Source organism: Stenotrophomonas sp. AN71, assembly GCF_050435725.1.
GTDB lineage: Bacteria > Pseudomonadota > Gammaproteobacteria > Xanthomonadales > Xanthomonadaceae > Stenotrophomonas.
Genome location: NZ_JBNDKU010000003.1, coordinates 293,724 through 317,692 on the forward strand (window position 1 = coordinate 293,724; position 23,969 = coordinate 317,692).

Sequence of the window (23,969 nt, forward strand, 5' to 3'; positions counted from 1 at the left end):
GCATCATTCGTTCGGCGGCGTGGTCGCCTTGGCTTCGCTGCCGAAGCTGCCATCGGCCTCCGCCGCCAGATACGCGAACACGGTGTACGCCGCCACGTTCTGCGCCAGCGCCTTCGGGTCGATCTTGTCGAGCGTATCGTCGGCGGTGTGGTGCAGGTGGAAGTAGTCCGAGCCATCCTGCGCCAGCCACGCCCATGCGCCACCCTTGGCGGCCAGCGGGCCGACGTCCGGGCCCGGGCCACCCTTGTCGGCCTGGTACTCGATGCCCAGCGGCTTCATCACTTCGGCAATCTGCTTCGTCGCCTCGCGCGAACCTTCCGGGTTCGGCGAACCGGTGTTGAAGGCATAGATGCGGCCGGCGCCGAAATCGCTCTCGGCGGCCAGCTGGTGCAGGGCCACGTCCTTGCCATGTGCTTCGGCGTAGGCCTTGCCGCCGTACAGGCCCTGCTCCTCGTTGGCGAAGGCGATCACGCGGATGGTGCGCTTCGGTGCCTGCTTGAGCTGGCCGATCAGGTGGCCGGCGGCCATGGTGATGCCCACGCCCGCGCCGTCATCGACTGCGCCGGTGCCCAGGTCCCACGAATCCAGATGGCCACCGATCACCACCACTTCCTTCGGCAGGCTGCGGCCGGTGATCTCGCCGATCACATTGTACGAGGTCGCCGTGCCGTCCCAACCGCAATCCAGCGCCACCTTCACCGTGGTGCTGCCTCGCGCCAGCAGGCGGGCCAGCTGGTCGGCATCGGGCACCGACAATGCCGCCGACGGCACCGGGGTCAAGCCTTCGTCGAAGCGGGTGATGCCGGTGTGCGGCACGCGGTGCGAGTCGGTACCGGCCGAGCGCATCAGGAAGCCGACCGCGCCCTTGCGGATCGCCTCGGACGGGCCCTTGCTGCGGATCGCACCGCCACGGCCGTAGTCACGGCCATCGCGGAACGGCAGCATCTGGTAATCGACGAAGGCGATCTTGCCCTTCAGCGAGCCGGTCGGCGCGGCCTGCAGTGCGGCCAGGTCGGCGAAGCGCACCACTTCTGCTTCCACGGTGCCACCTGGGCTGCCGCCCAGTGCGGTGATCTGCAGCGGCTGCGGGTTCTTGCCGGTCACGGCGGCGTGTTCGCTGCGGCGCTCCCACTTCGGGAACGTGACCGGTTCCTTCCAGACCTTGTCGAAGCCGAGCGCCTTGAACTTGGCTTCGGCCCAGGCCACGGCACGGACGTCGGCTTCGCTGCCGGCGATGCGCGGGCCGATCTCGGTGGTCAGCGATTCAACCACCTTCCAGCCGGTGTCATCGGCCAGCGCCTGGTCGCGCAGCTGCGCGGCGGCGGCCAGCGAGGCGGGGGGCAGGGTGGTGGTGCGCGGCGCTGCGAAGGCCGGAGCGGCCAGCAGGGCGAGGGAGGATGCGATGGCAAGGACGCGGCGACGCATGGGCAACTCCGGAAGGGACCAAGCCTTGGAGCTTAACAGTCGTTCAGGCCCGCGCATGGGCGGGAGGTCATGGCTGGCGCGAACGCTGTTTTCCGCCATGTCCGGCAAAGCGAAAGCCCCGCCGGGGCGGGGCTTTCGTGCAATAGCGGTAGTGCCGGCCGCTGGCCGGCTCCCCGCAGGTTCCGATGTTGCCGGCCAGCGGCCGGCACTACCGGTCGACGGCCTTATTTCTTCAGGCTGTCGCGGATCTCGCGCAGCAGCACTACTTCTTCGGCCGGTGCGGCCGGTGCGGCTTCCTGCTTGCGCGACAGGCGGTTGATCGCCTTGACCACCAGGAAGATGGCAAAGGCCACGATCACGAACTGGATCAGCGTATTGATGAAGTCACCGTAGCCGATCACCACGGCCGGGATCTCCTTGCCATCGGCACCGATGCTGGCCGGAGACAGCGTCCAGGCCAACTGCGAGAAATCCACCTTGCCGATCAGCATGCCCAGCGGCGGCATGATGATCTTCTCCACCAGCGCAGTGACGATCTTGCCGAAGGCAGCGCCGATCACCACGCCGACGGCGAGGTCGATGACGTTGCCGCGCATCGCGAATTCCTTGAACTCGGTGAGCATTCCCATTGTTGTTTTTCTCCGGTGGGGGAAGTGGACAGCGCGCAGGGTAGCGCAGGTGATGTCAGCCGGCGATCACGCCGTGGCGCTCGGCCACGTTCTCCAGGCGGGCACTGAAGCGGTCGCCGGGCTTCAATGCGGCCACGCCGGACGGGGTGCCCATGAATACCAGGTCCCCGGCACGCAGCTGCCACAGCTTGGACAGCTCATGCAGGATCTCCGGTACGTTCCAGATCATCTGGTCCAGCAGCGCCTGCTGGCGCACCTCGCCGTTGACCTCCAGTGACAGATTCAACGCGGCCAGGTCGCCCACTTCGGCAGCGTGGACGATCTCGCTGATCGGCGCGGAGGCATCAAAGCCCTTGGCCGCATCCCACGGATGGCCCTTGTCCTTGGCAGCGGCCTGAAGGTCGCGGCGGGTCAGGTCCAGGCCGACGGCGTAGCCGTAGACCAGTGCATCGGCGTCGGCCACGGCAAGCTCACCGGCGGGCGCATCGCGGCCGATCGCCACCACCAGTTCCACCTCGTGGTGCAGGTTGGCAGTCGCCGGCGGGTAGGGGATGGCGTCGTCATGGCCGACCACGATCGCATCGGCCGGCTTGCTGAAGAACATCGGGCGGCCACGGTCATCGGCCGCCGGCACCGCCGCGCCCATTTCGCGGGCGTGGTCGGCGAAGTTGCGGCCGACGCAGTAGATGCGGTGCACAGGGAAACTGCCGCCGCCGACCACCGGCACACGCGGCAGGGCTACGGCAGGGATCACATCGGAGACATCGGACATGCGGGCATCCAGGAAGGGCGTGCCCGCAGTCTAGAACGCATGGCGCCCGCCGTCAGCGGGCGCGGAGGGCGTCGGTCAGCGCGAGGCCGGCAGCACCGGCTTGCGCACCACGCGGTACTCACCCTCCACCACGGTCGGGTCGACCGGGCGGGCCGTGCCCGGCTTGCGCGAGGCCAGCAGCTTCCACGCCAGGCCGACCAGGATCATCGCCGCGCCAACGAACACACCGATGAACACCATCGCGGCCAGGATTGCCAGGCCGAGCAGGCCCACGGCAACGCGCACCAGCGGATGACGCGGCTTGCGCGGCGCGAACAGGGTGCGGAACTGGGTGAAGGCGGATGCGCGATTGAACATGGCGGCTCGATAGGCTGGGATCAGCGAAACCAGAGTATCGGGACGTGCCACTGTCATTGAGTGAAAAACTCGTTAAATATAGCCTGTGCTTATTACGGATCAATGACTTGTGTTCATGTCGCAGCCAGTCACCTGAGCAGGCATGCGACAATTCCCGTTTGCCGTCCGAGCCTTCGCCATGACTACCGCTGCTGCCCTGATCGCCCTTGAAGCCATTGCCGATGGCGCGTTTGCCGAGGTCGAAGCGGTGGTCGATGGCGATGCCGAGTCGCTGGTGCTGTACCGCGATGGCGCGCAGGTGCGGGCGTTCCTGAACATCTGCCCGCACGCCGGCCGCCGCCTGGACTGGGCGCCGGGCCAGTTCCTCAAGAGCCGTGAAGGCCATCTGGTGTGCGCCGCGCATGGCGCCTCGTTCGCGTTGGACAGCGGCGACTGCATCGCCGGCCCGTGCAAGGGCGACCGCCTGCGCGTGGTGCCGGTGGATGTGCGTGATGGGCAGGTCTATCTGGCCTGAGGTAACCGGTGTGCGAACCAAGGTTCGCACCCACAGGATCAATGGATATCCAGAGATCCATCCACGCATGGCGTGGATCTACCGTGTCGACCAAGGTCGACACCCACCAGAGAAGGATGCCGTTCTGGCAGATCGCAGAAATCTGTCGAAGGCGGGGTGGGTCCGGTTGCGGGGGTGTGAGCGGCATGGATGCCGCGATCAAGCCCCCATGGATGGGTTCACGGTGTCCCCCGCAACCGGACCCACTCCGCCATCCCACGGAATGCACGCTGTTGCTGTTGCTTCGGCTTCTGCGGGTGCAGGGCGCAGCCCTGCCAACACCCCCCAACCTCAGAACATCAGGTTGATCATCAACACCACCACCAGCGTGTAGATCAGCGACAACGGGCCGCCGACCCGCCACATCTCGCGCGGGGTGTAATTGGCCGGGCCGGTGATCATCGAGATCACCGGGTTGGAGGCCGTCATCAGGTTGTTGGACGCCGACAGCGCCACGATCAGCGCGAATGCGGTCGGGTTGCCACCCGCCGCCAGCGCCAGGTTCACCGCAATCGGCACCATCACGATGGTCGCACCCACGTGGCTGATCACCAGCGAGAACGCGGTTGTCAGCAGCGCCAGCGCCACCTCCAGCACCCATAGCGGAATGCCGGTCGGCAGCTTGTCGATCGTGTGCCCGGCCACCCACGCCGCTGCGCCGCTGGAGTCCATCGCCCAACCGAGCGGAATCAGCCCGGCCATCATGAACACGGTCTTCCAGTTGATCGAGGCATAGGCCTCGTCCATGCGCAGCACGCCGGTCAACAGCATGCCGGCCACGCCGGTCATCAGGGTCAGCGCCACCGGCAGCTTGCTGGTCAGCGCGATCAGGATGGTCAGGGCGAAGATCGCCATGGCGATCTTGAACTTGTGCGGGCGCTGCTCGCCGGTCGGGTAGTCGGTGACCACCACGAAGTCGCGGCTGCGTGCGGCCTGCGCCAGGTCGGTCCAGATGCTGTGGAACACCAGCATGTCGCCGGCGCGCAGCTGCACGTCGCGTACATCCTCACGGATCACCTGCTTGTCGCGGTTGATCGCCAGCAGGCTGATGCCGCGTTCCTTGCGCAGGCGCAGGTCGGCCGCGCTCTTGCCGATCACGTTCGAGGTGGGCGGTACCACGGCCTCGGAAATGCCGGCGCGGCTGGGATTGAACAGGTCGCCCAGGTGCTTCAGGCGCGAGGACATGCGCAGGAACTGGTTCTGCGCGAAGTCGCTGATCTGCTCGCGCGGGCCCATCGCGCCGAGCACGCTGCCGACCCAGATGCGCATTTCCGCCGGCGGCGCCAGGCGGGTGTCGTTGCCGGTCTTCAGCGCCAGCAGCAGCGGCGCATCGTGCAGGTTCTCGGCCTCGCCCAGGGTCATGCCGACCAGCGGGCTTTCGGCGCTGACCACCAGCTCGAACACATCGCCCTCGATGCCGTAGGTCTTGGCGAAGTAGCTTTCGGTGCGCGCCGGGGTGACACCGTCGTTGACCAGGGTCTCTTCCTCGATCAGCTTGCGGTCGCCGTAGTAGCGGAAGTACAGCAGCGAGGCGACCAGCAGCGCCAGGCCGATCGGCAGCGGCGCGAACATGCGCAGCGGCTCGATGGTGGCCAGGCCGGAGGGCAGGTTGTTGTTGGCCGAGGCCAGCAGATCGTTCAGCAGGATCAGCGGCGAGTTGCCGACCATGGTCAGCGCGCCGCCCATCACGATCGCCGCCGAGATCGGCAGCAGCAGGCGCTGCATCGTCAGGCCCGTGCGCGCCGCCAGTCGCGAGGCGACCGGCAGGTACAACGCCATCACCGACGGGTTCTGCATGAAGGACGAATTCAGGCCGGCGATGGCCGTGGTCATCATCAGCAGCCGCTGTTCGACGCCATGCCCGCGCCGCAGCAGCCAGGCCGCCAGCCGGTTCAGCGCCCCGGTGCGGTCCAGGCCCGCGCCGAGGATGGTGGTGGCGATGATGCTCATCACCGCGTTACCGGAGAAGCCGCCGAAGATTTCTTCCGGCGCGATCAGGCCGGTGACGCCGAGTACCACCAGCACCACCAGCGCGACCACGTCGGCGCGGATGCGCTCGAACAGGAACATCGCCATCGTGAAGCCGACCAGCCCAAGCACGAGCTTCATGTCAGTGGTCAGCGTCAGCGCGGTATCCATGTGGGGCGCAGCGTCCTCAGGTGATGATCAGGTGCGGTCGTACAACAGGTCCCAGACGCCGTGGCCGAGCTTCTGGCCGCGGGTCTCGAAGTGGGTCTGCGGGCGCCAGTCAGGGCGTGGCACGCTGCCCCGCGGGCCGGCGCGATTGACCAGGCCGGCGGTGGCGTCGAGAACGTCCCACATCTGCTCGGCGTAGTCCTCCCAGTCGGTGGCACAGTGCAGGCGGCCACCCGGACGCAGCTTGCGCACCAGCAGCTCGGCGAAGGCCGGCTGCAGCAGGCGGCGCTTGTTGTGGCGCTTCTTGTGCCACGGGTCCGGGAAGTAGATGCGCACTTCATCGAGCGCGCCGTCGGCGATCTCGTTCTGCAGCACTTCCACCGCATCGTGGTGGTACAGGCGCACGTGATCGGCGTTGTCCTCGGCCAGTGCGTTCAGCAGGCGGCCCACGCCCGGGGCGTGCACCTCGATGCCGATGTAATCGCGCGACGGGTCGTGCTGGGCGGCGAAGCGCAGCGCAGTACCGTTGCCGAAGCCGATTTCCAGCACCTTGTGCGCCGGGCGGCCGAAGGTGGCGTCCAGGTCACGCGGCTGGCCGTTGTAGTCGATGCCGAAGCGCGGCCAGCGTTCGTCGAACGCGCGCTGCTGGGCGGGAGTGAAACGGCCCTGGCGCAGCACGAAGCTGCGTACTTCACGGCGGCCTTCGCTGACGGTGAAGGGCTTGGGCGGGGCCTTGGAACCGGCGCTGTCGAAAGGATTGGTCATCAGCCGATCAACCCATCCACCGGGGAGGAAGCGCTGGCGTAGCGCTTGCGCGGAATGCGTCCGGCCAGGAAGGCCTCGCGGCCGGCCTCGACCGCCTTGCGCATGGCGCTGGCCATCAGCACCGGGCTACGTGCACCGGCGATGGCGGTGTTCATCAGCACACCGTCGCAGCCCAGCTCCATCGCGATCGCCGCGTCCGACGCGGTGCCCACGCCGGCATCGACGATGATCGGCACCTTGGCGTCTTCGATGATCTGCAGCAGGTTGTACTTGTTCTGGATGCCCAGGCCCGAGCCGATCGGCGCGGCCAGCGGCATCACCGCAGCGCAGCCGATCTCTTCCAGGCGCTTGGCCAGGATCGGGTCGTCGGAGGTGTAGACCATCACCTCGAAGCCGTCCTTGACCAGCTGTTCGGCGGCCTTGAGGGTCTGCACCACGTCCGGGTACAGCGACTTCTGGTCGCCCAGCACTTCGAGCTTGGTCAGGTTGTGACCGTCCAGCAGTTCGCGGGCAAGGCGGCAGGTGCGCACCGCATCTTCGGCGGTATAGCAGCCGGCGGTGTTGGGCAGGATGGTGAAGCGCTCCGGCGGCAGCACGTCCAGCAGGTTCGGTTCGCCCGGGTTCTGCCCGATGTTGGTGCGGCGGATGGCCACGGTGACGATCTGGGCGCCAGCGGCCTCGGTGGCCAGGCGGGTTTCTTCCAGGTCCTTGAACTTGCCGGTGCCGGTGAGCAGCCGCGAGCCATAGGTCTTGCCGGCGATCACCAGCGAATCGGGGGAGACATGAACGTTCATGGCGCGATTATCGCTTATCCGCCTGAAGATGGGGTCATGCAAGGCGGCGCTGTCCGCAGTAGGGTGAGGGTAGTGCCGGCCGCTGGCGGGCAGATGCAAAGCGCCGGACAGCGGCGGACTGCCGGCCAGCGGCCGGCACTACCTGGGCAGGCCTCAACCGCCGCCCAGCGCGTGCACGATCTCCACCACATCGCCCTCGGCCAGGACATGTTCGCCATGGCGGCTGCGGCTGACGATCTCGCCGTTGACTTCCACCGCCACGCGGCGCTGCAGCAGCTGCTCGGCCTCCAGCAGGTCGTGGAGGGTCGCCGAAGCGGGCAGGGTGCGGGGTTCGCCGTTGAGCTGGATGTCCATCCAGGCATTGTCGCCGATCGTCGCAATTGCCGTAAGAACTGCTGCAATCCGTCCAGGACGCGACCGCCGGCACACTGCGGGGATCACCGCCGGGCGACAATTCATGCGGCGGCGCAGCGTGAGCAATTGGCGGTGCGGTGAAACCATTCACCGTGCGCCGGCGTACGTCCGCCGGGTCCTCAACGATTTCCCCACTGGAGTTTCTTACATGTTGCTCAGCAAACGCCCGATCCGCTCCCTGATGGCGGCCGCGATCGCGCTGGCCGCGCTTCCGGCCATGGCAGGCGAATCCCCGTATTCCAAGGCCGTTTTCTTCGGCGACAGCCTGACCGATGCCGGCTACTTCCGCCCGCTGCTGCCGGCCGGCGTGCAGCCGGTCACCGGCCAGTTCACCACCAACCCGGGCTGGGTGTGGTCGCAGCAGGTCGCCAACTACTACGGTGTCAACGGCGCTGCCAACGGCAACGGCCAGAACGGTGACAACTACGCCGCCGGCGGCGCCCGCGTGGGCGTCGATGTGGCCAGCGCGATGGGTACCATCCCGTCGCTGAAGACCCAGGCCGCACGCTACCTGGCCGCCAACGGCGGCAAGGCCGACGCCAATGTGCTGTACACGGTGTGGGGCGGCGCCAATGACCTGTTCGCCGCCGCCGCTGCACCAGCGCAGGCGCAGGCCATCATCGGCGCGGCGGTCACCGACCAGATCGCCCTGGTGGGTGCGCTGAAGCAGGCCGGTGCCGAATACGTGCTGGTGCCGAACCTGCCCAACGTCGGCCTGACCCCGTCCTTCCGCGGCCCGAACGCCGCCACCGCCACCGCGCTGTCGGCCGGCTACAACAAGGCGCTCTACGGCGGCCTGAAGCAGGCCGGCATCGAGTTCATTCCGCTCGATACCTTCACCGTGCTGGGCGAAGTGGCCGCCAACCCGGGCATGTACGGCTTCACCAACGTCACCAGCACCGGCTGCAAGATCGATCCGGCCAATTCGACGCAGAGCATCCTGACCTGCAACCCGACCAGCTATGTCAGCCCGGATGCGGCCAATACCTACCTGTTCGCCGATGGCGTGCACCCGACCACCGCCGGCCATCTGCTGCTGGGCCAGTACGCGGTGTCGGTGCTCGAAGCGCCGCGCCTGCAGCAGGTACTGAGCCACTCGGCACAGACCATCGGCCGTTCGCGCGCCGACCAGGTCAGCATGCACCTGGGCGGTCGCCCGGCTGACGGCCTGTCGTGGTGGGGCGGCGTGCGCGGTGATATGCAGCGCTACGACCATGCCGACCTTTACGACGGCCTGGCACCGGCCGGCCTGTTCGGTATCGACTGGGCGCGCGACGGCATGGTGTTCGGCGGCTTCGCCGGCTTCGGTCGCCTCAACGCCGACTTCGGCAACAGCCGTGGCGACTTCACCCAGAAGGACACCACCGCCGGTCTGTTCGCCGGCTGGTACAGCGATCGCATCTGGGTGAACGGCCAGGTCAGCTACACCTGGTTGTCGTACGACGTGAACCGCAAGGTCCAGCTGGGCCCGGCCACCCGCGAGCACGGTGGTTCGCCGGACGGCAGCAACCTGACCGCCGCGCTGAACGCCGGTTACGAGTTCGGCACCGAAGGCGGCTTCCGCCACGGTCCGATCGCTTCGGTGATCTGGCAGAAGGTGAAGATCGACGGCTACACCGAAAGCGCCGCCGCCGGCACCCTGGCCACCGCGCTGGGCTATGACCGCCAGAACGTCGATTCCACCGTCGGCCGCCTCGGCTGGCAGGCGCGCTTCGATGGCGGCACCGTCAAGCCGTATGCCCAGGTGACCTACGATCACGAGTTCGAGGACACCAAGCAGGCCAGCGCCTGGCTGCAGACCCTGCCGGAACTGGGCAGCTACCGCGTGCCGGGCCTGAAGTTCGACAAGAACTACGCCACCGTCGTGCTGGGCGCCCGTACCGAACTGTTCGGCCTGCAGAGCAACGTCGGCGTGAGCGCGTCGACGGGCCAGAAGCGTGCGCAGGACGCGACGCTGTTCGCCAACTTCAGCGGTACGTTCTAAGCGGCAACTCCAGACGGGGTCGGATCCCTTTCCGCATGGAAAGGGCTCTGACCCCGCTCTGATGCAGCGGCCACCATTGCGCAACACCGGCCCCACCGCATAGACTTTCATCCGCAATGCGGGTGTAGCTCAATGGTAGAGCTGTAGCTTCCCAAGCTACTGACGAGGGTTCGATTCCCTTCACCCGCTCCACTCACGCCCCGGGCGTGGATCGAAGGCCGCCCTGGAGCGGCCTTCTTCGTTTCCAACTTTTTTCATATCCCTGGTTGCCCGGGCTTGGCTACCGTGGCGGAATTTTCCAGACAGGGAGTAGTACGTGGAAACGAAGGACGACGTCGTCGGCAGCATCCATGAAATCTACAAACACTCCGGCGCCGGAACGTCCCGGCAGCTGGAAGCACTGCGTGCATTGGGCCGCGCCGGCGGGCCGAAGGCAGCGCAGTTGCTGTGGCAGATCTACGAGACCACCTCGGCCGGCTCGGCCACGCAGATGACCTGCATCGCGGCGCTCGGCGAGTCTGCGCGCGGGTTCTGACCCCGCGCCAGACCGCAGGCGGATGGGGACGTGTGGCGTCTCTGCTGGCGCCGGCCAGGGCATCATCCACCCGCCACACGCTCGCGCTATGCTGCGCGCCTGCCGACCGACCCTGCCGCGATGAAGCTCGCCATCCTGTCCCGCAACAGCTCCTTGTATTCCACCCGTCGGCTGGTCGAGGCGGCGCGCGCGCGCGGCCATACCGTACGCATCCTCGACCCGCTGCGCTGCTACATGCGCATCGCCGCCGATGGCTTTTCGATGCACTACAAGGGCCGGCCGATGACCGGCGTGGACATGGTCATCCCGCGCATCGGTGCCTCGATCACCCGTTATGGCACGGCCGTGCTGCGCCAGTTCGAACTGATGGGCGCGCGCACCCCCAATCCGTCCGACGCGATCCTGCGCTCGCGGGACAAGCTACGCGCGCACCAGCTGCTGGCGGCCAAGGGCATCGACATGCCGGTCACCGTGTTCGGCGACAACCCCGATGACACCGTTGACCTGCTGTCCATGCTTGGCCCGCCGCCGCACGTGGTGAAGCTCAACGAAGGCACCCAGGGGCGCGGCGTGATCCTGACCGAGAAAGCCAGTGCCTCGCGTGGCATTGTCGAGGCCCTGCGCGGCCTGTACGCCAATTTCCTGATGCAGGAATTCATTGGCGAGGCCAAGGGCGCGGACCTGCGCTGCTTCGTGGTGGGCGACCAGGTGGTGGCCTCGATGCAGCGGCAGGCGCCGGAAGGTGACTTCCGCTCCAACCTGCACGCTGGCGGCACCGCGGTGGCGGCCAAGGCCAGCCGCGCCGAGCAACAGGTGGCGGTGCGCTCGGCCAAAGCACTGGGCCTGTCGGTCTGTGGCGTGGACCTGATCCGCTCCGCGCGCGGCCCGCTGGTGCTGGAGGTCAACTCCACCCCCGGGCTGGAAGGCATCGAGGCGGCCTGCGGGGTTGATGTCGCCACGCGCATCATCGAGCACGTCGAGAAGCTCAAAAAATCCAGATAATTCAGTTAGTTGAGATTCTCATGGGTGGCTGATCCAATGCTTTAACGAGCCTTTAATCGGCCCCGGCGTAGGCTTCAGCGAACCGCAGCTCTGCCTCTCAGCAGGATCGGTATCGGGATACGACTTCAGGCCCAGGCGGGTGCACCGTCTGGGCCTTTTTTATGCCTGTCGGCCCTGTGCCCAAGGTCTCTTGTGGACGCCGCGTGACGGTAATAGAGTTGGTCCTTCGTTCCGGGATGGATCGGGAGGTTGGCGATGTACCGCATCATGATGATCGCGTTGCTGCTGGGCCTGTCTGGCGGTGTTGCCGCCAAGCCGGAGAAGGTCGCTGTACAGATGGACCGGCAGGCGCCGGTAGCCGATCAGATGCGCCAGGTGGAGTCCGCCCTGGGTACGCCGGAATACGCTGAACTTTCTGCCGAAGATCGCGGCCAGGTGCAGCGGTCGCTGTCACGCATCCGCCAGCACATGGGCGAACGCCAGACCGTGCAGGAGCTGCCGCCGCAGCTGCAGGCCGAGGTCTTCAACGAGCAGGAGCGCATCAACACCCTGTTGGCGCGCGGCCACGAAGACAGCCGGCAGATCTGCAAGTACGAACGCACCACCGGCAGCAACATGCCCAAGAGCCGCTGCCTGACCGTGGCCGAGCGGCGCCGGATCGAAGAGAAGGGCAAGGCGCTGATCAACGACCAGCGCAGTTACAACACGCTCAGCCCACCGCCCGCCGGGCGTTGACCGCAACGCTGCCGGTCACCCTTCCGATTGCTCCTTGAAGGGGCATCGGAGGAACCGGGAGTCGATGTTTCACTCATGGAAGAACACGGAGGTAATGATGCAGCGCATGACCACCCTCACCCTGATGCTGGGCCTGGCACTGGCCGCCACCGTTCAGGCCAAGTCCGAGAAGAGCGATGTGCGATTCGACGCCAATGCACCGGTGGCCGACCAGATCCGCAGCGTTGAATCGGCGATCAACGCCGACGATTACAGCGAGATCGGGCTGGAGGACAAGAGCCGCGTGCAGCAGGCGCTGGGTCGCATCAAGATCAAGATGGGCGACCACGAGCGGGTGGAGCAGCTGAGCCCGCACGATCGCACCGAGATCTTCAACGACCAGGAAGTGATCAACACGATCATGACCCGGGCCCGCGCTGACAGCCGCATGGTCTGCCGTCGCGAGCGCTCCACCGGCAGCAACATGCCGCAGAGCGTGTGCCTGACCGTGGCCCAGCGCCGCAGGGCGCAGGAGGACAGCCGCAAGGCACTCAACGACAGCCAGCGCTTCAACAACTTCAAGCCTTGATTCTGGGCCCGGCGCGGGCACCCGCGTCCATCGGTCACCCTGCCGTGCGTCCCTTGTGGACGCATCGGCGGAATCGTAAAGTCGAGGCCCTATTCATGGACGAACACGGAGCTCGTCATGTACCGCAAGACCACCCTGGCCCTGATGCTTTCCCTGGGCCTGGTTGCCACCGTGCAGGCCAAAGTGCAGAAGGACACCGTACGGATGGATTCCATCACGCCGGTGTCCGAACAGATCCGCCGCGTTGAAATGGCCATCGGCAGTGAGGACTACAGCGAGATCGGGCTGGAGGACAAGAGCCGCGTGCAGCAGGCGCTGAGCCGGATCAAGGTCAAGATGAATGGCCGTGAGAAGGTGGACGAGCTGGCACCGCAGGAGCGCAACGACCTGTTCAACGAGCAGGAGATCGTCAATACGATCATGAGCCGCGCCCAGGCTGACAGCCGCATGATCTGCCGCCGCGAGCGCCTCACCGGCAGCAACATGCCGACCAGCGTCTGCCTGACCGTAGCCCAGCGTCGCAAGGCCCAGGAAGACAGCCGCCAGGCGTTGACCGACCAGCAGCGCCTCAGCCGCTGAATGGCGGCCCCCGGGGGCTTTTGATGACGTCGCGCCTTCGGTACGAAATGTTAAGAATGGAACCTGTATCGTTCAGCAGGTAGACGTCGCGTCCACCCGTACAGGGGCATCCTGAGCGGGTGGGCCTGGCCCCCCGACGACCCTTCAAGAACCAGAGGTTCCAGTGCGCATTCTCGTAATCGAAGACAACAGCGACATCGCCGCCAACCTTGGCGACTACCTTGAGGATCGTGGCCACACCGTGGACTTCGCCGCTGATGGCGTGACCGGCCTGCACCTGGCCGTGGTCCACGAGTTCGACGCGATCGTGCTGGACCTCAACCTGCCGGGCATGGACGGCATCGAAGTCTGTCGCAAGCTGCGCAACGAAGCGCGCAAGCAGACCCCGGTGCTGATGCTGACCGCGCGCGATTCGCTGGACAACAAGCTGGCCGGGTTCGATTCCGGTGCCGATGACTACCTGATCAAGCCGTTCGCGCTGCAGGAAGTGGAAGTGCGCTTGAACGCACTGTCGCGCCGCGGCAAGGGCGTGCAGACCCGCGTGCTGGAAACCGGCGACCTGGAATACAACCTGGATACGCTGGAAGTGCGCCGCCAGGGCAAGCTGCTGCAGCTCAACCCGACTGCGCTGAAGATCCTGCAGGCGCTGATGGAAGCCGCCCCGGCGGTGGTGACCCGCCAGGAACTGGAAACCCGCGTCTGGGGCGAAGAGCTGCCGGATTCGGATTCGCTGCGCGTCCACATCCACGGCCTGCGTGCCGTGGTGGACAAGCCGTTTGAAGTGCCGCTGATCCAGACCCGCCATGGCATCGGATACCGCATCGCCACCCCGGAAGTCTGATTCCGTGGCAGCCAAGCCGGAGCGCCGGCGTACGCCCTATCGGCGTCGTCTGCGCAGCCGCATCATCGTCTCGTTCGTGTTGTTGGGCTTCTGCCTGACGACACTGTTCGCGTTCGCCACCAACTGGGCCCGCATGCGCGTGGAAAACCAGCTGGTGGAAGACGTGATGAACCGCAACATCAATGAGTATGTGCGGCGGTTCTATGAGAGCCCGGACCGCAACCCGGACCTGCCGGTGCAGCAGATGCGCGCGCGCCTGGTCAAGCCCGACAAGTTCGATGCGCTGCGCGAGGAAGAGCCGGACTGGGCGGCGCTGCCCGACGGCAACCACAACATCTCCGGTACCGACGAGCGTGGGCAGCCGTACGCCTACAAGCTGGCCGTGCGCAAGACGCCCGATGCCTGGGCGTTCCTGGCCTATGACATGACCGACAGCGTGCGCGGCGGGCAGCAGCTCAACCGCGCGCTGGTGCTGTCGGTGCTGGTGTTCAGCCTGTTGTCGCTGGTGCTGGGCTGGTGGTCGGCCTCGAAGGTGATGAAGCCGGTCTCGGACCTGGCCGCGCGCCTGCGCGCCTATCGCGGCGGCACCAGTGACCCCGAGCCGTTGGCGCCGCGCTTCCCCGACGACGAAGTGGGGCAGCTGGCGCAGGCGCTGGACGACTATTCCTCGCGGCTGACCGAAGTGGTGCAGCGCGACCGTGAGTTCAATGCCGACGTCAGCCACGAGCTGCGCACTCCGCTGGCGGTGATTCGTGGCGCCACCGAACTGCTGCTGACCCGGCCTGGCCTGGATGAGAAGGTGCTGCAGCGTCTGCAGCGCATCCAGCGCGCGGAACAGCAGTGCAGCGACCTGATCGGCGCACTGCTGCTGCTGTCGCGCAACGAGCGCGGGCAGGGCATCAGCAACGTCGCCCGCGTGGCCGAACAGCTGCTGGATGCGCACCGCGCGCAGCTGGGTGGCAAACCGCTGGAGCTGGCGCTGGAAGGCGAGCGTGACCTGGTCATCGATGCGCCGGAAGCGGCGTTGTCAGTGGCGCTGGGCAACCTGATCGGCAACGCGGTGAAGTATTCGCAGGATGGCGAAGTGCGCGTGCACGTCGGTGCCAATGCAGTTTCGGTGACCGACAGCGGCCCGGGCCTGAGCGAAGAAGACGCCGCCAAGCTGTTCCAGCGCGGTTACCGCGGCACGCACGCCGGCCACTCGCAGGGCGGCGGTATCGGCCTGTCGATCGTCAGCCGCCTGTGCGATCTGTACGGCTGGCAGGTGAGCGTGCGCCCCGGTGGCGAGCGCGGCGTGATCGCCACCCTGACGTTCTCGCCGAAGCCGTTGTAAGGGTCCCTGCTTTGGTGGGTGCCGACCTTGGTCGGCACAAATCCTGCCGACCTCGCATCGCGCCCTGTGTCGCTTGTGCCACCGAATCTACCGCGCAGGGTTGATCGGCCAGAAGCCCAACACGACATCACCGTGATCGCCGCCACGCCGCGTGCGTGTCCGCATGCACGCATTCGTACTCTCAGCTGCGGCTTGAGAATTTCCTTACAGATCACGGCGCTGGGTGATGGCCTGATGGGTCGGCCGGGGCAGGTGCCCTGGCCGGGATTGGCGTCCTGAAAAAAACCTTCAACTCAAGCGCTCCGGATGAGCCGTGGCCCATCATGGAAACTGCATCGCCTGCCTTCGGCGGACGGTGCGTGGGGATTCATCAGAATCCGCTGGAGTCTTTTTCCTCGCGCTTGAGTTGTTGGGTCTCCGGTACGCCAACCCGCACCGTCCGCCACCTCGCATCCGCAGGTGGCCCGCCGTCTGCGAGGAGCCTCACCATGTCCGCACGCCCGCTGTTTCCCCATCTGCACGCCTTGATCGGCGAATCCATCGACCTGTTGCCCGTTGATATCGCCGAGCGCGTCGAAGCCCTGCTCGATGATCCCAAGGATCTATTGCCCGCCTTGTTGGCACGCATGGATGGGCGCGATGCAGCCGACGGCCGGCGGCTGGAAGCGCAGGGCCTCAGTCCTGCCCAGGCGGCCACCATGGCCGGCCTCAGCCGTACCCTGGCCGGCTTGAATGCACTCATGCAGGTGCTGCACGCCGCCGAAGCCGCCCGCGAGCAGGGCGGTGCGCACCAGCAGCTCAGCCCGGATGTCGTCGACGGGCTGCTGCTTGGCGCACGTGAACTGGCCCGTTATGCGCGCCAACAGCTGGAGTAGGTCCACGCCACGCGTGGATGGGGGAAGGTGAGCCGAGCACTGGCTCGGCTCTACAGTAGATCCACGCCGCGCGTGGATACCCGGATCAGTAGATCCACGCCATGCGTGGATGCAGGCAGCCTCAACGCGAGCGTATCAACCCCCAGCCAACCCCAGATAGCGCACATGCAGCGCTTCCACCTGCGTCTGCAGGTCCTCCGGGTGGCCATCATTGACCACCACATCATCGGCCAGTGCCAAGCGCTGTCCGCGGCTGGCCTGGGCGGCGATCATCTGGTCGGCCAGCGCGGCGTCAATGCCGTCGCGCTGCATCAGCCGGGCGTGCTGCACGGCTTCCGGGGCATCCACCAGCAGTACCCGGTCCAGCCACGGGTAGGCCTGCCGGCCGCCGACCTCGGTCAGCAGCGGAATGGCGGCAATCGCATAGGGGCTGGCGGCCTGCCCGCACTGCTGTTGCATCAGCAGGCGGATGGCCGGATGGGTGATGGCTTCCAGCGCGGACCGCTCGGCCGGGTCGGCGAACACGTGGGCACGCAGGCGCGCCCGGTCCAGGCTGCCGTCCGCCTGCAGCATGTCGGCGCCAAAGCGCTCGGCGATGCGGTCCAGGGCAGGGCTGCCGGCGGCGACCACCGCGCGGGCGGCCAGATCGGCGTCGGCCACCACGATGCCCAGCGCCTCGAAGCGCCGGGTCACCTCGCTCTTGCCAGCGGCAATGCCGCCGGTCAGGCCAACCACATACCGGCTCATGGGGATTCCCCTCAGCGCAGCCCGCTCATCACCAGATACTGCTCCACCACGGGAGCGCCCCACATGAAGTACAGCCAGCCCGCGATGGCCAGGTAGGGGCCGAACGGGATCGGCGTGGCGCGGTCACGGCCTCGGGTATACAGCCAGATGGAGCCGATGATGGCGCCCAGCACCGACGACAGCAGGATGATCGGCAGGATGCCCTTCAGCCCGCACCAGGCGCCGAGGGCCGCCAACAGCTTGAAATCGCCGTGGCCCATGCCTTCCTTGCCGGTCAGCTGCTTGAACAGCCACCAGACCATCCACAGCGACAGATAGCCAACCGCCGCGCCGACCAATGCAGGCTTGGCCGGCATGTACAGGTTGTCGATGTTGCCTATCAGGCCCAGCCACATCAGTGGCAGGGTCAATTGGTCGGGCAGCAGCTGGGTGCGCAGGTCGATGCCGGACAGGGCGATCAGGAAGCAGGTCAGCACGATGGCGCCGAAGCCCTGCCAGCCGAAGCCGAACTGCCAGACGCAGGCCAGCACCAGCACCGAGGTCAGGGCCTCCACCAGCGGGTACTGCAGCGAGATCGGCGCCTTGCAGTGGCGGCACTTGCCGCCCTGGATGATCCAGCTGAACAGCGGGATGTTCTCGTACCAGCTCAGCTTGTGCTTGCAGTGCGGGCAGTGCGAGGGCTCGACCACGATCCCCGGCGGTGGGGGCTCGTAGAAGTCCGGTTCCTCCAGAACCTCGCGCGCATCGCGCTTCCACTGCCACTCCAGCCGCTTGGGCAGGCGCAGGATGACAACGTTGAGGAAACTGCCCAGCAGCAGTCCCAGGGCGGCCGCGGCGGGGTAGCCGAGGCCGGGATGCTGGTCGAGAAATGCCATTCAGTGATTATCCGACAACGGCGGCAAGTTTGAAGATGGGCAGGTACATGCCGATGACCATGCCGCCCACGATGGTACCAATGATCACCATGATGATCGGTTCCAGCAGGCTGCTCAGGGCGTCAACGGCATTGTTGACCTCCTGCTCATAGTACTCGGCCACCTTGAACAGCATGGCGTCCAGGGCGCCCGCCTCTTCACCGATGCCGGTCATCTGGATGACCATGTGCGGGAACAGGGCGGTCTGTTTCATGGCCACGTTGACCGGGTAGCCGACCGAAACGTCGTCGCGCATGCGCAATACGGCTTGCTCGTAAACCGAATTGCCGGTGGCGCCGGCCACGATGCCCAGGGCTTCCACCAGCGGCACGCCGGCCTTGAAGGTCACGGCAGTGGTGCGGGCAAAGCGGGCGATCGAGCTGTTGTGCATGATCTGCCCGATGACCGGCACCTTCAATATGAAGCGATCCAAGCTGTGCTGTAGTTTCGGTGAGCGCTTGTAAGCGGCAATGAACCCGACGACCGCACCGACGATGACCAGCAGGATCAACAACCACCAGGAAACCATGAATCGGGACATGTTGACGATCATCTGCGTGAACGCAGGAAGGTCTGCACCGAAGCCCTTGAACACGTCCTCGAACTGAGGCACCACCTTGACCAGGAGGATGCCGCTGACCAGCAGGGCGACCGCGAGCACCATGATGGGGTAGAACATCGCCTTCTTGATCTTGCCCTTCAGGGCTTCGATGTTCTCTTTATAGGTGGCAACGGTGTCCAGCACCGTTTCGAGTACACCGGCGCCTTCGCCGGCCTTGACCAGGTTGCGGTAGAGCTCGTCGAATTGCACCGGATACTTGCTGACGGCCTCATAGAGCGACGAGCCGCCCTCAATGTCGGTACGCAGGCCAGTAACCATATTCTTCATGCGAGGGTTCTTGTGCCCGCTCGCGATGATCTCCAGCGAACTGACGATCGGCACGCCGGACTTCATCATGGTGGCCATCTGCCTGCTGAAGAACGCGATGTCCTTCGCCGAGATCCGGCTGCCAGAGGCGCCGAACAGTGGTTTGGGCTTGAGCTTGACCGTGCCTGGCGTGATGCCCTGGCGACGCAGCTCAGCCCGCAGCAGGTTCGCGTTCTTTGCGGCCTGCTCCCCTTTCATCTTTACGCCCCGCTTGTCGGTCCCCACCCAGACAAACGGCTGCAGCTCCGTGGTGCTGCGCGCCACGGGCTCCTTCTTGATCGCACTGCGACTGACAGACATATCGGCTCCCCAAGACCCGCCATCCCCAGACGGGCGTCTAGTCGTCGATGGTAGCGGGTTCACGCCCGTCTGGGCAGTTGTTGGGGTCCCCATCTTGCAAATTCGTGCCGGGTGCCGGCCAAAGGTGACGCACTGCGTCACATTGCCGCGTCCATCGCAGATTCGCACCCGGGGGGTTCCCATCCTTGAAATAGCTGCCATCATGGGCCTGGGGAAATCCAGGGGGAGGCGTGCCGGGGTTGGCACGCAACCTGCGTTGATCCACCCGCAGGGGACAGGAGCCCGCTCAACCGGCCACTGCCGGATCGATCCTGTGCCTTGAACATCAACCACCACTATCTTGGGGACGTAAAAAATGAAGAACCAGAAGGGCTTCACCCTTATCGAACTGATGATCGTCGTTGCGATCATCGCCATCCTCGCTGCTATCGCTCTGCCGATGTACCAGGACTATGTGGCCAAGTCGCAGGTCACTGCTGGCCTGGCAGAAATCACCCCGGGCAAGACCCAGTACGAAGTCGCCTTGAACGAAGGCAAGACCACCGTCGCCGACATCGCCGAACTGGGCCTGAAGAACTCTGACCGTTGCACCATCTCGCCGATCACCACCCTGAGCGCGACGGGCTCGATCGAGTGCACCCTTGCGGGCAACACCAAGATCGTCGGCAAGAAGATCCGCGTGGAGCGTGCTGCTGATGGCACCTGGGCTTGCAAGACCGATATCACCGCAGCGGACAAGAAGTACATCCCGAGCGGCTGCGTCACCGGCTAATGTGACCCGCATCGGTTGATCAGAGGCCCCGCTCGTCGGGGCCTCTTTTTTGGGGGCTGCTTGCCTGTGCAGCCAGATTTGCTGGACCAGGTCTGGAACCATTGGGGAGTGTTCCATATGAGCCGGGAGCGTGGGTTCTCTTTGATTGAGTTGATGATCGTCGTGGCGATCATTGCGATCCTTGCGGCAATTGCATTGCCGATCTATCAGGACTATGTCGCGAGGGCGCAGTTGTCGGCAGCTTTCGCCGATATCCGTCCGGGCAAGACGACAATTGAAACGACAGTGCAGGACAACCGCGATAGTTCGTTGATCGACGCGACCTATGTGGGCTTGAGGCCTACTGTGCGCTGTTCGGATGTATCGGCAGAGCTGGCGGCCAGTGGCGTGGCCAGCATAGGCTGTACCGTCATTGGTGGTCCGGCGGTCAATGGCAAAGACCTCATCCTCCGCCGCGCAGCCGACGGCACCTGGACCTGCGACGGCAGCGCCTTCGAGGCACGCTATCGCCCCACCGGCTGTTGATCACACTTCGACCTTCCAATGGGATGTCAGCTGACCGTTGACAGGGCTATCATCCCCGGGGGAGTCAGGATCGTGTCTGCCGGGCTGGGAGTGCCGGGCAAGGCAGTCATGCTGAAGGATTGGCGTCGTCGCCGGCCATCGGGTCGCGGCAGGTTCTACTGCCCTGTGCAGTGCCTTCGGGAGTGAAGGCGCCGCACTGCCTGACCCATGAGCCAAGGATCCATATGAATGCCGTAACCACCGCCAATCTCGTCGGCATCACCGGCCTGGCCCGTCGCCTGGTCCAGGATGGTGCGCTGGACGAGGCTTCCGCCCGCGATGCGATGGCCAAGGCCGCCGCGGCCCGGCAGCCGCTGCCGACCTGGTTCGCGCAGAACAAGGTGGTGGGGGCCGCCCAGCTGGCAGCCGCCAATGCGGTCGAGTTCGGCATGCCGCTGTACGACGTGTCCACGTTCGACGCCAGCCAGAACGCGATGAGCCTGGTCAGCGAGGACCTGCTGCGCAAGCACAACGTGCTGCCGCTGTTCAAGCGCGGCGGCAAGCTGTTTGTCGGCACCAGCAACCCGACCCATTCGCTGGACGAGATCAAGTTCCATACCAATCTGGTGGTGGAGCCGATCCTGGTGGATGAGGACCAGATCCGCCGCACGCTGGAGCAGTGGCACGCCAGCCACGACACGCTGGGCGATGCGCTCGGCGGTGACGACGAAGGAATGGGCAACCTCGACGTGTCTGGCGGCGACGAGGATCTTTCCGGCGGCGGCGATACCGGCATCGACGCCAAGGGCGACGACACCCCGGTGGTGAAGTTCGTCAACAAGGTGCTGGTCGATGCGATCCGCAAGGGCGCCTCGGACATCCACTTCGAACCCTACGAAGACGATTACCGCGTGCGCCTGCGCATCGACGGTCTGCTGAAGATGGTGGCGCGCGCGCCGGTGAAGCTGAACCAGCGCATCGCCGCGCGCCTGAAGGTGATGGCGCAGCTGGACATCGCCGAGAAGCGCGTGCCGCAGGACGGACGCATCAAGCTCAACCTGTCCAAGAGCAAGCAGATCGACTTCCGCGTGAGCACATTGCCGACCCTGTTCGGCGAGAAGGTGGTGCTGCGTATCCTGGATGGCAGCGCGGCCAAGCTGGGCATCGACAAGCTGGGTTACGAGCCGGACCAGCAGAAGCTGTTCCTGGATGCCATCCACAAGCCGTACGGCATGGTGCTGGTGACCGGCCCGACGGGTTCGGGCAAGACCGTGTCGTTGTATACGGCGCTGGGCATCCTCAACGACGAGACGCGCAACATCTCCACTGCCGAAGACCCGGTGGAAATCCGTCTGCCCGGCGTCAACCAGGTGCAGCAGAACAACAAGCGCGGCATGACGTTTGCTGCGGCGCTGCGCTCGTTCCTGCGACAGGATCCGGACATCATCATGGTCGGCGAAATCCGCGACCTGGAGACGGCCGAGATCGCGATCAAGGCGGCGCAGACCGGCCACATGGTGCTGTCCACGCTGCATACCAACGATGCGCCGCAGACCATCGCGCGCCTGATGAACATGGGTATCGCGCCGTACAACATCACCAGCTCGGTGACGTTGGTGATCGCCCAGCGCCTGGCGCGCCGGTTGTGCAGCAACTGCAAGCGCCCGGCCAACCTGCCCGAGCATGCACTGCTGGCCGAGGGCTTCACTCAGGCGCAGCTGGATGCCGGCATCGAGTTGTACGAGGCGGTGGGCTGCGACGAGTGCACCGAAGGCTACAAGGGCCGTACCGGTATCTACCAGGTGATGCCGATGACCGACGAGATCGCCACCATCGTGCTGGCTGGTGGCAACGCGCTGCAGATTGCCGAGGCGGCCCAGCAGATCGGCGTGAACGACCTGCGCCAGTCGGCGCTGAAGAAAGCGGCGGCCGGCATCACCAGCCTGGCCGAGATCAACCGCGTCACCAAGGATTGAGGTAGAGCCACGCCGTGCGTGGATGCACGATGCATGAGATTGCCGGCCAGCGGCCGGCACTACCAGGTTGGTGGGCCCGCCGTCGGGTCAGAGCCCTTTCCTGCGGAAAGGGATCCGACCCTGTCCTTACTCCATCCCCAGCTTCTTCAGCTTGTAGCGCAGCGCGCGGAAGGTGATCCCCAGCTGCGCAGCGGTACGCGTCTTGTTCCAGCGGTTCTCTTCCAGCGCGCGCTGGATGGCGCTGCGTTCGAGCTGCTCGATGTACGAGGGCAGGGCGGCGCTGCCGGGCTGCAGGTCCACCACGGCTTCGGCGGGAGCTGCGCTGCCGGGCGTGCGCGGGGCGTGCTGTGGCAGGCGCAGGTCATCGGCGCCGATGCGGTCTTCCTCGGCCAGTGCCAGCGCGCGTTCCAGGATGTTCTCCAGTTCGCGCACGTTGCCGGGGAAGGCGTACTGGGCCAGTGCATCCAGCGCCGACGGTGCCAGCAAAGGTGTGGCGCGGCCGTGGCTGCGGGCCAGCCGCGCCAGGATCGAACCGGCCAGGTCGGGCAGGTCCTGGCGGCGCTCGCGCAGCGGCGGCACCCTCAGTTCGATCACGTTGATGCGGTAATACAGGTCGTGGCGGAAGCGGCCATCTTCGACCAGCTCGGCCAGGTCCTTGTGGGTGGCCGAGAGGATGCGCACATCCACCGGTTCCTCATTCGCGGCGCCGACCGCGCGAATCGATTTTTCCTGGATCGCGCGCAGCAGCTTCACCTGCATCTGCAGCGGCAGCTCGGCCACTTCATCGAGGAACAGGGTGCCGCCGTGCGCGGCCTGGAACAGCCCGGGCTTGTCGGCGTGGGCACCGCTGAAGCTGCCCTTGCGATGGCCGAAGAACTCGCTCTCCATCAGTTCGCCGGGAATGGCGCCGCAGTTGACCGGCACGAACGGGCCGGCCGCACGTGCGCCCTGGGCATGGATGGTGCGCGCGACCAGCTCCTTGCCGACCCCGGACTCACCGAGGATGTAGACCGGTGCCTGGCTGCGCGCGACCTTGCCGATGGTGGTGCGCAGCACGTCCATGGCCGGCGAGGCGCCCAGCAGGCGCGCGCCCTGTTCGGCGCCGGGGCCGGGCTGGGGGCGTTCGGCGTTGTTGAGTTCCAGCGCGTGCTTGACCAGGCCGCGCAGCACGGCGATGTCCACCGGCTTGCTGACGAAGTCGAAGGCACCGGCCTTCAGGGCTTCCACGGCCAGGTCCATGCTGCCGAAGGCGGTGATCATCGCCACCGGCGTACGCGGGTAGTGCTGGGCGATCTCGCTGACCAGTTCGATGCCGTTGCCGTCCGGCAGCCGCATGTCGGTGATGCACAGGTCATACGGATTGCTGGCCAGCAGCTCGCGTGCTTCGGCAAGGTTGGCTGCGGTACTGATGCGCAGCCCCATGCGGCCAAGCGTCAGTACCAGCAGTTCGCGGATGTCGCGTTCATCGTCGACGACGAGGGCGCTGCGGGTTTCGTTCATGGGCGGAGAAGATAAACGAGGGGGCTGGAAG

Annotated in this window: 25 protein-coding genes and 1 tRNA gene; 14 read left to right on the forward strand and 12 right to left on the reverse strand. The window is 66.0% G+C overall.

Translation table 11 applies throughout. From position 1 onward, the window contains the following. Positions 1-3 precede the first annotated feature (3 nt). The 4 genes from ABH900_RS07260 to ABH900_RS07275 form a co-directional block, all read right to left on the reverse strand. On the reverse strand, positions 4-1,425 hold the full coding sequence (locus ABH900_RS07260; RefSeq protein ID WP_429622214.1) for a M28 family peptidase: 1,422 nt from the start codon (positions 1,423-1,425) through the stop codon (positions 4-6). 224 nt (positions 1,426-1,649) lie between these two features. Beyond that, positions 1,650-2,054, reverse strand: coding sequence for a large-conductance mechanosensitive channel protein MscL (mscL, locus tag ABH900_RS07265; RefSeq protein WP_093999605.1), 405 nt, complete (start codon positions 2,052-2,054; stop codon positions 1,650-1,652). Positions 2,055-2,109: 55 nt separating this feature from the next. Beyond that, positions 2,110-2,826 carry a fumarylacetoacetate hydrolase family protein gene (locus ABH900_RS07270; protein WP_006387611.1) on the reverse strand — a complete coding sequence of 239 codons (717 nt, stop codon included), beginning with the start codon at positions 2,824-2,826 and terminating at the stop codon, positions 2,110-2,112. Positions 2,827-2,901: 75 nt separating this feature from the next. Then, complete coding sequence (locus ABH900_RS07275) at positions 2,902-3,183, reverse strand: hypothetical protein (RefSeq protein WP_049457686.1); 282 nt, start codon at positions 3,181-3,183, stop codon at positions 2,902-2,904. 178 nt (positions 3,184-3,361) lie between these two features. Between ABH900_RS07275 and ABH900_RS07280 the strand changes: the two genes are divergently transcribed. After that, positions 3,362-3,697 (forward strand): Rieske (2Fe-2S) protein, encoded by a 336-nt coding sequence (locus ABH900_RS07280; protein ID WP_429622215.1) that lies wholly within the window; start codon positions 3,362-3,364, stop codon positions 3,695-3,697. A 330-nt stretch (positions 3,698-4,027) separates the two neighbouring features. On the opposite strand, the gene ABH900_RS07285 is transcribed toward ABH900_RS07280, so the two are convergent. The 4 genes from ABH900_RS07285 to thiS form a co-directional block, all read right to left on the reverse strand. Continuing rightward, positions 4,028-5,875 (reverse strand): SLC13 family permease, encoded by a 1,848-nt coding sequence (locus ABH900_RS07285; RefSeq protein WP_429622217.1) that lies wholly within the window; start codon positions 5,873-5,875, stop codon positions 4,028-4,030. 27 nt (positions 5,876-5,902) lie between these two features. Further along, positions 5,903-6,637, reverse strand: coding sequence for a tRNA (guanosine(46)-N7)-methyltransferase TrmB (gene trmB / locus ABH900_RS07290; RefSeq protein WP_429622218.1), 735 nt, complete (start codon positions 6,635-6,637; stop codon positions 5,903-5,905). Then, entirely contained in the window at positions 6,637-7,431 is a 795-nt protein-coding gene (locus tag ABH900_RS07295; protein WP_049447493.1) for a thiazole synthase, read from the reverse strand. The genes trmB and ABH900_RS07295 overlap by 1 nt, the downstream gene beginning before the upstream one ends. 153 nt (positions 7,432-7,584) lie before the next feature. Continuing rightward, positions 7,585-7,785 carry a sulfur carrier protein ThiS gene (thiS, locus tag ABH900_RS07300; protein WP_429622219.1) on the reverse strand — a complete coding sequence of 67 codons (201 nt, stop codon included), beginning with the start codon at positions 7,783-7,785 and terminating at the stop codon, positions 7,585-7,587. A 208-nt stretch (positions 7,786-7,993) separates the two neighbouring features. Here thiS and ABH900_RS07305 point away from each other — a divergent pair, with 208 nt between their 5' ends. The 10 genes from ABH900_RS07305 to ABH900_RS07350 all read left to right on the forward strand — a co-directional run bounded on the left by ABH900_RS07305 (position 7,994) and on the right by ABH900_RS07350 (position 16,297). Further along, on the forward strand, positions 7,994-9,829 hold the full coding sequence (locus ABH900_RS07305) for an autotransporter outer membrane beta-barrel domain-containing protein (protein WP_429622220.1): 1,836 nt from the start codon (positions 7,994-7,996) through the stop codon (positions 9,827-9,829). Positions 9,830-9,947: 118 nt separating this feature from the next. Continuing rightward, a tRNA-Gly gene (locus ABH900_RS07310) sits at positions 9,948-10,021 on the forward strand. Between the two features lie 124 nt (positions 10,022-10,145). Next, positions 10,146-10,364, forward strand: a complete 219-nt coding sequence (locus tag ABH900_RS07315; RefSeq protein ID WP_429622221.1) for a hypothetical protein — start codon at positions 10,146-10,148, stop codon at positions 10,362-10,364. A 120-nt stretch (positions 10,365-10,484) separates the two neighbouring features. Further along, positions 10,485-11,366, forward strand: coding sequence for a 30S ribosomal protein S6--L-glutamate ligase (gene rimK, locus ABH900_RS07320; RefSeq protein ID WP_429622222.1), 882 nt, complete (start codon positions 10,485-10,487; stop codon positions 11,364-11,366). A gap of 255 nt (positions 11,367-11,621) precedes the next feature. Further along, positions 11,622-12,101 carry a hypothetical protein gene (locus ABH900_RS07325; protein ID WP_429622223.1) on the forward strand — a complete coding sequence of 160 codons (480 nt, stop codon included), beginning with the start codon at positions 11,622-11,624 and terminating at the stop codon, positions 12,099-12,101. 97 nt (positions 12,102-12,198) lie between these two features. Beyond that, positions 12,199-12,669 (forward strand): hypothetical protein, encoded by a 471-nt coding sequence (locus tag ABH900_RS07330; RefSeq protein WP_429622224.1) that lies wholly within the window; start codon positions 12,199-12,201, stop codon positions 12,667-12,669. A gap of 117 nt (positions 12,670-12,786) precedes the next feature. Continuing rightward, positions 12,787-13,248: a hypothetical protein gene (locus tag ABH900_RS07335; RefSeq protein WP_429622225.1), complete on the forward strand. Its 462-nt coding sequence runs from the start codon at positions 12,787-12,789 to the stop codon at positions 13,246-13,248. Between the two features lie 163 nt (positions 13,249-13,411). Further along, entirely contained in the window at positions 13,412-14,089 is a 678-nt protein-coding gene (locus tag ABH900_RS07340) for a response regulator transcription factor (protein WP_308157172.1), read from the forward strand. Next, on the forward strand, positions 14,052-15,422 hold the full coding sequence (locus tag ABH900_RS07345) for a sensor histidine kinase (RefSeq protein ID WP_429622226.1): 1,371 nt from the start codon (positions 14,052-14,054) through the stop codon (positions 15,420-15,422). Before ABH900_RS07340 ends, ABH900_RS07345 begins: the two co-directional genes overlap by 38 nt. A 488-nt stretch (positions 15,423-15,910) precedes the next feature. Continuing rightward, positions 15,911-16,297, forward strand: coding sequence for a hypothetical protein (locus ABH900_RS07350; protein WP_429622227.1), 387 nt, complete (start codon positions 15,911-15,913; stop codon positions 16,295-16,297). 135 nt (positions 16,298-16,432) lie between these two features. Here the strand turns inward: ABH900_RS07350 and coaE are convergent, their stop codons facing one another. The 3 genes from coaE to ABH900_RS07365 are packed head-to-tail and all read right to left on the reverse strand — an operon-like array spanning position 16,433 to position 19,186. Then, on the reverse strand, positions 16,433-17,044 hold the full coding sequence (gene coaE / locus ABH900_RS07355; protein ID WP_429622228.1) for a dephospho-CoA kinase: 612 nt from the start codon (positions 17,042-17,044) through the stop codon (positions 16,433-16,435). An 11-nt stretch (positions 17,045-17,055) separates the two neighbouring features. Beyond that, a complete protein-coding gene (locus ABH900_RS07360; protein WP_049416956.1) occupies positions 17,056-17,919 on the reverse strand; it encodes a prepilin peptidase in 864 nt (287 codons plus the stop codon). 7 nt (positions 17,920-17,926) lie between these two features. Further along, positions 17,927-19,186, reverse strand: a complete 1,260-nt coding sequence (locus tag ABH900_RS07365; protein ID WP_429622229.1) for a type II secretion system F family protein — start codon at positions 19,184-19,186, stop codon at positions 17,927-17,929. 355 nt (positions 19,187-19,541) lie between these two features. Here ABH900_RS07365 and ABH900_RS07370 point away from each other — a divergent pair, with 355 nt between their 5' ends. The 3 genes from ABH900_RS07370 (at position 19,542) to pilB (ending at position 22,438) form a co-directional block, all read left to right on the forward strand. After that, positions 19,542-19,958, forward strand: a complete 417-nt coding sequence (locus ABH900_RS07370; protein ID WP_429622230.1) for a pilin — start codon at positions 19,542-19,544, stop codon at positions 19,956-19,958. 117 nt (positions 19,959-20,075) lie between these two features. Further along, a complete protein-coding gene (locus ABH900_RS07375) occupies positions 20,076-20,483 on the forward strand; it encodes a pilin (protein ID WP_429622231.1) in 408 nt (135 codons plus the stop codon). Positions 20,484-20,707: 224 nt separating this feature from the next. Further along, entirely contained in the window at positions 20,708-22,438 is a 1,731-nt protein-coding gene (pilB, locus tag ABH900_RS07380) for a type IV-A pilus assembly ATPase PilB (protein ID WP_429622232.1), read from the forward strand. Between the two features lie 126 nt (positions 22,439-22,564). Here pilB and ABH900_RS07385 read toward each other — a convergent pair whose 3' ends face one another. Further along, a complete protein-coding gene (locus ABH900_RS07385) occupies positions 22,565-23,938 on the reverse strand; it encodes a sigma-54-dependent transcriptional regulator (RefSeq protein WP_429622233.1) in 1,374 nt (457 codons plus the stop codon). Between the last annotated feature and the right edge of the window lie 31 nt (positions 23,939-23,969).

Bases quoted from the DNA above. Each gene is read 5' to 3' on its own strand.
- ABH900_RS07370 (WP_429622230.1), top strand. From the start codon at position 19,542: ATGAAGAACCAGAAGGGCTTCACCCTTATCGAACTGATGATCGTCGTT.
- ABH900_RS07375 (WP_429622231.1), top strand. From the start codon at position 20,076: ATGAGCCGGGAGCGTGGGTTCTCTTTGATTGAGTTGATGATCGTCGTG.
- ABH900_RS07335 (WP_429622225.1), top strand. From the start codon at position 12,787: ATGTACCGCAAGACCACCCTGGCCCTGATGCTTTCCCTGGGCCTGGTT.
- ABH900_RS07285 (WP_429622217.1), bottom strand. From the start codon at position 5,875: ATGGATACCGCGCTGACGCTGACCACTGACATGAAGCTCGTGCTTGGG.
- ABH900_RS07305 (WP_429622220.1), top strand. From the start codon at position 7,994: ATGTTGCTCAGCAAACGCCCGATCCGCTCCCTGATGGCGGCCGCGATC.
- ABH900_RS07330 (WP_429622224.1), top strand. From the start codon at position 12,199: ATGCAGCGCATGACCACCCTCACCCTGATGCTGGGCCTGGCACTGGCC.
- ABH900_RS07270 (WP_006387611.1), bottom strand. From the start codon at position 2,826: ATGTCCGATGTCTCCGATGTGATCCCTGCCGTAGCCCTGCCGCGTGTG.
- ABH900_RS07385 (WP_429622233.1), bottom strand. From the start codon at position 23,938: ATGAACGAAACCCGCAGCGCCCTCGTCGTCGACGATGAACGCGACATC.
- ABH900_RS07260 (WP_429622214.1), bottom strand. From the start codon at position 1,425: ATGCGTCGCCGCGTCCTTGCCATCGCATCCTCCCTCGCCCTGCTGGCC.
- trmB (WP_429622218.1), bottom strand. From the start codon at position 6,637: ATGACCAATCCTTTCGACAGCGCCGGTTCCAAGGCCCCGCCCAAGCCC.
- ABH900_RS07295 (WP_049447493.1), bottom strand. From the start codon at position 7,431: ATGAACGTTCATGTCTCCCCCGATTCGCTGGTGATCGCCGGCAAGACC.
- ABH900_RS07365 (WP_429622229.1), bottom strand. From the start codon at position 19,186: ATGTCTGTCAGTCGCAGTGCGATCAAGAAGGAGCCCGTGGCGCGCAGC.
- coaE (WP_429622228.1), bottom strand. From the start codon at position 17,044: ATGAGCCGGTATGTGGTTGGCCTGACCGGCGGCATTGCCGCTGGCAAG.
- ABH900_RS07325 (WP_429622223.1), top strand. From the start codon at position 11,622: ATGTACCGCATCATGATGATCGCGTTGCTGCTGGGCCTGTCTGGCGGT.
- pilB (WP_429622232.1), top strand. From the start codon at position 20,708: ATGAATGCCGTAACCACCGCCAATCTCGTCGGCATCACCGGCCTGGCC.
- ABH900_RS07280 (WP_429622215.1), top strand. From the start codon at position 3,362: ATGACTACCGCTGCTGCCCTGATCGCCCTTGAAGCCATTGCCGATGGC.
- ABH900_RS07345 (WP_429622226.1), top strand. From the start codon at position 14,052: ATGGCATCGGATACCGCATCGCCACCCCGGAAGTCTGATTCCGTGGCA.
- mscL (WP_093999605.1), bottom strand. From the start codon at position 2,054: ATGGGAATGCTCACCGAGTTCAAGGAATTCGCGATGCGCGGCAACGTC.
- rimK (WP_429622222.1), top strand. From the start codon at position 10,485: ATGAAGCTCGCCATCCTGTCCCGCAACAGCTCCTTGTATTCCACCCGT.
- ABH900_RS07360 (WP_049416956.1), bottom strand. From the start codon at position 17,919: ATGGCATTTCTCGACCAGCATCCCGGCCTCGGCTACCCCGCCGCGGCC.
- ABH900_RS07275 (WP_049457686.1), bottom strand. From the start codon at position 3,183: ATGTTCAATCGCGCATCCGCCTTCACCCAGTTCCGCACCCTGTTCGCG.
- ABH900_RS07350 (WP_429622227.1), top strand. From the start codon at position 15,911: ATGTCCGCACGCCCGCTGTTTCCCCATCTGCACGCCTTGATCGGCGAA.
- thiS (WP_429622219.1), bottom strand. From the start codon at position 7,785: ATGGACATCCAGCTCAACGGCGAACCCCGCACCCTGCCCGCTTCGGCG.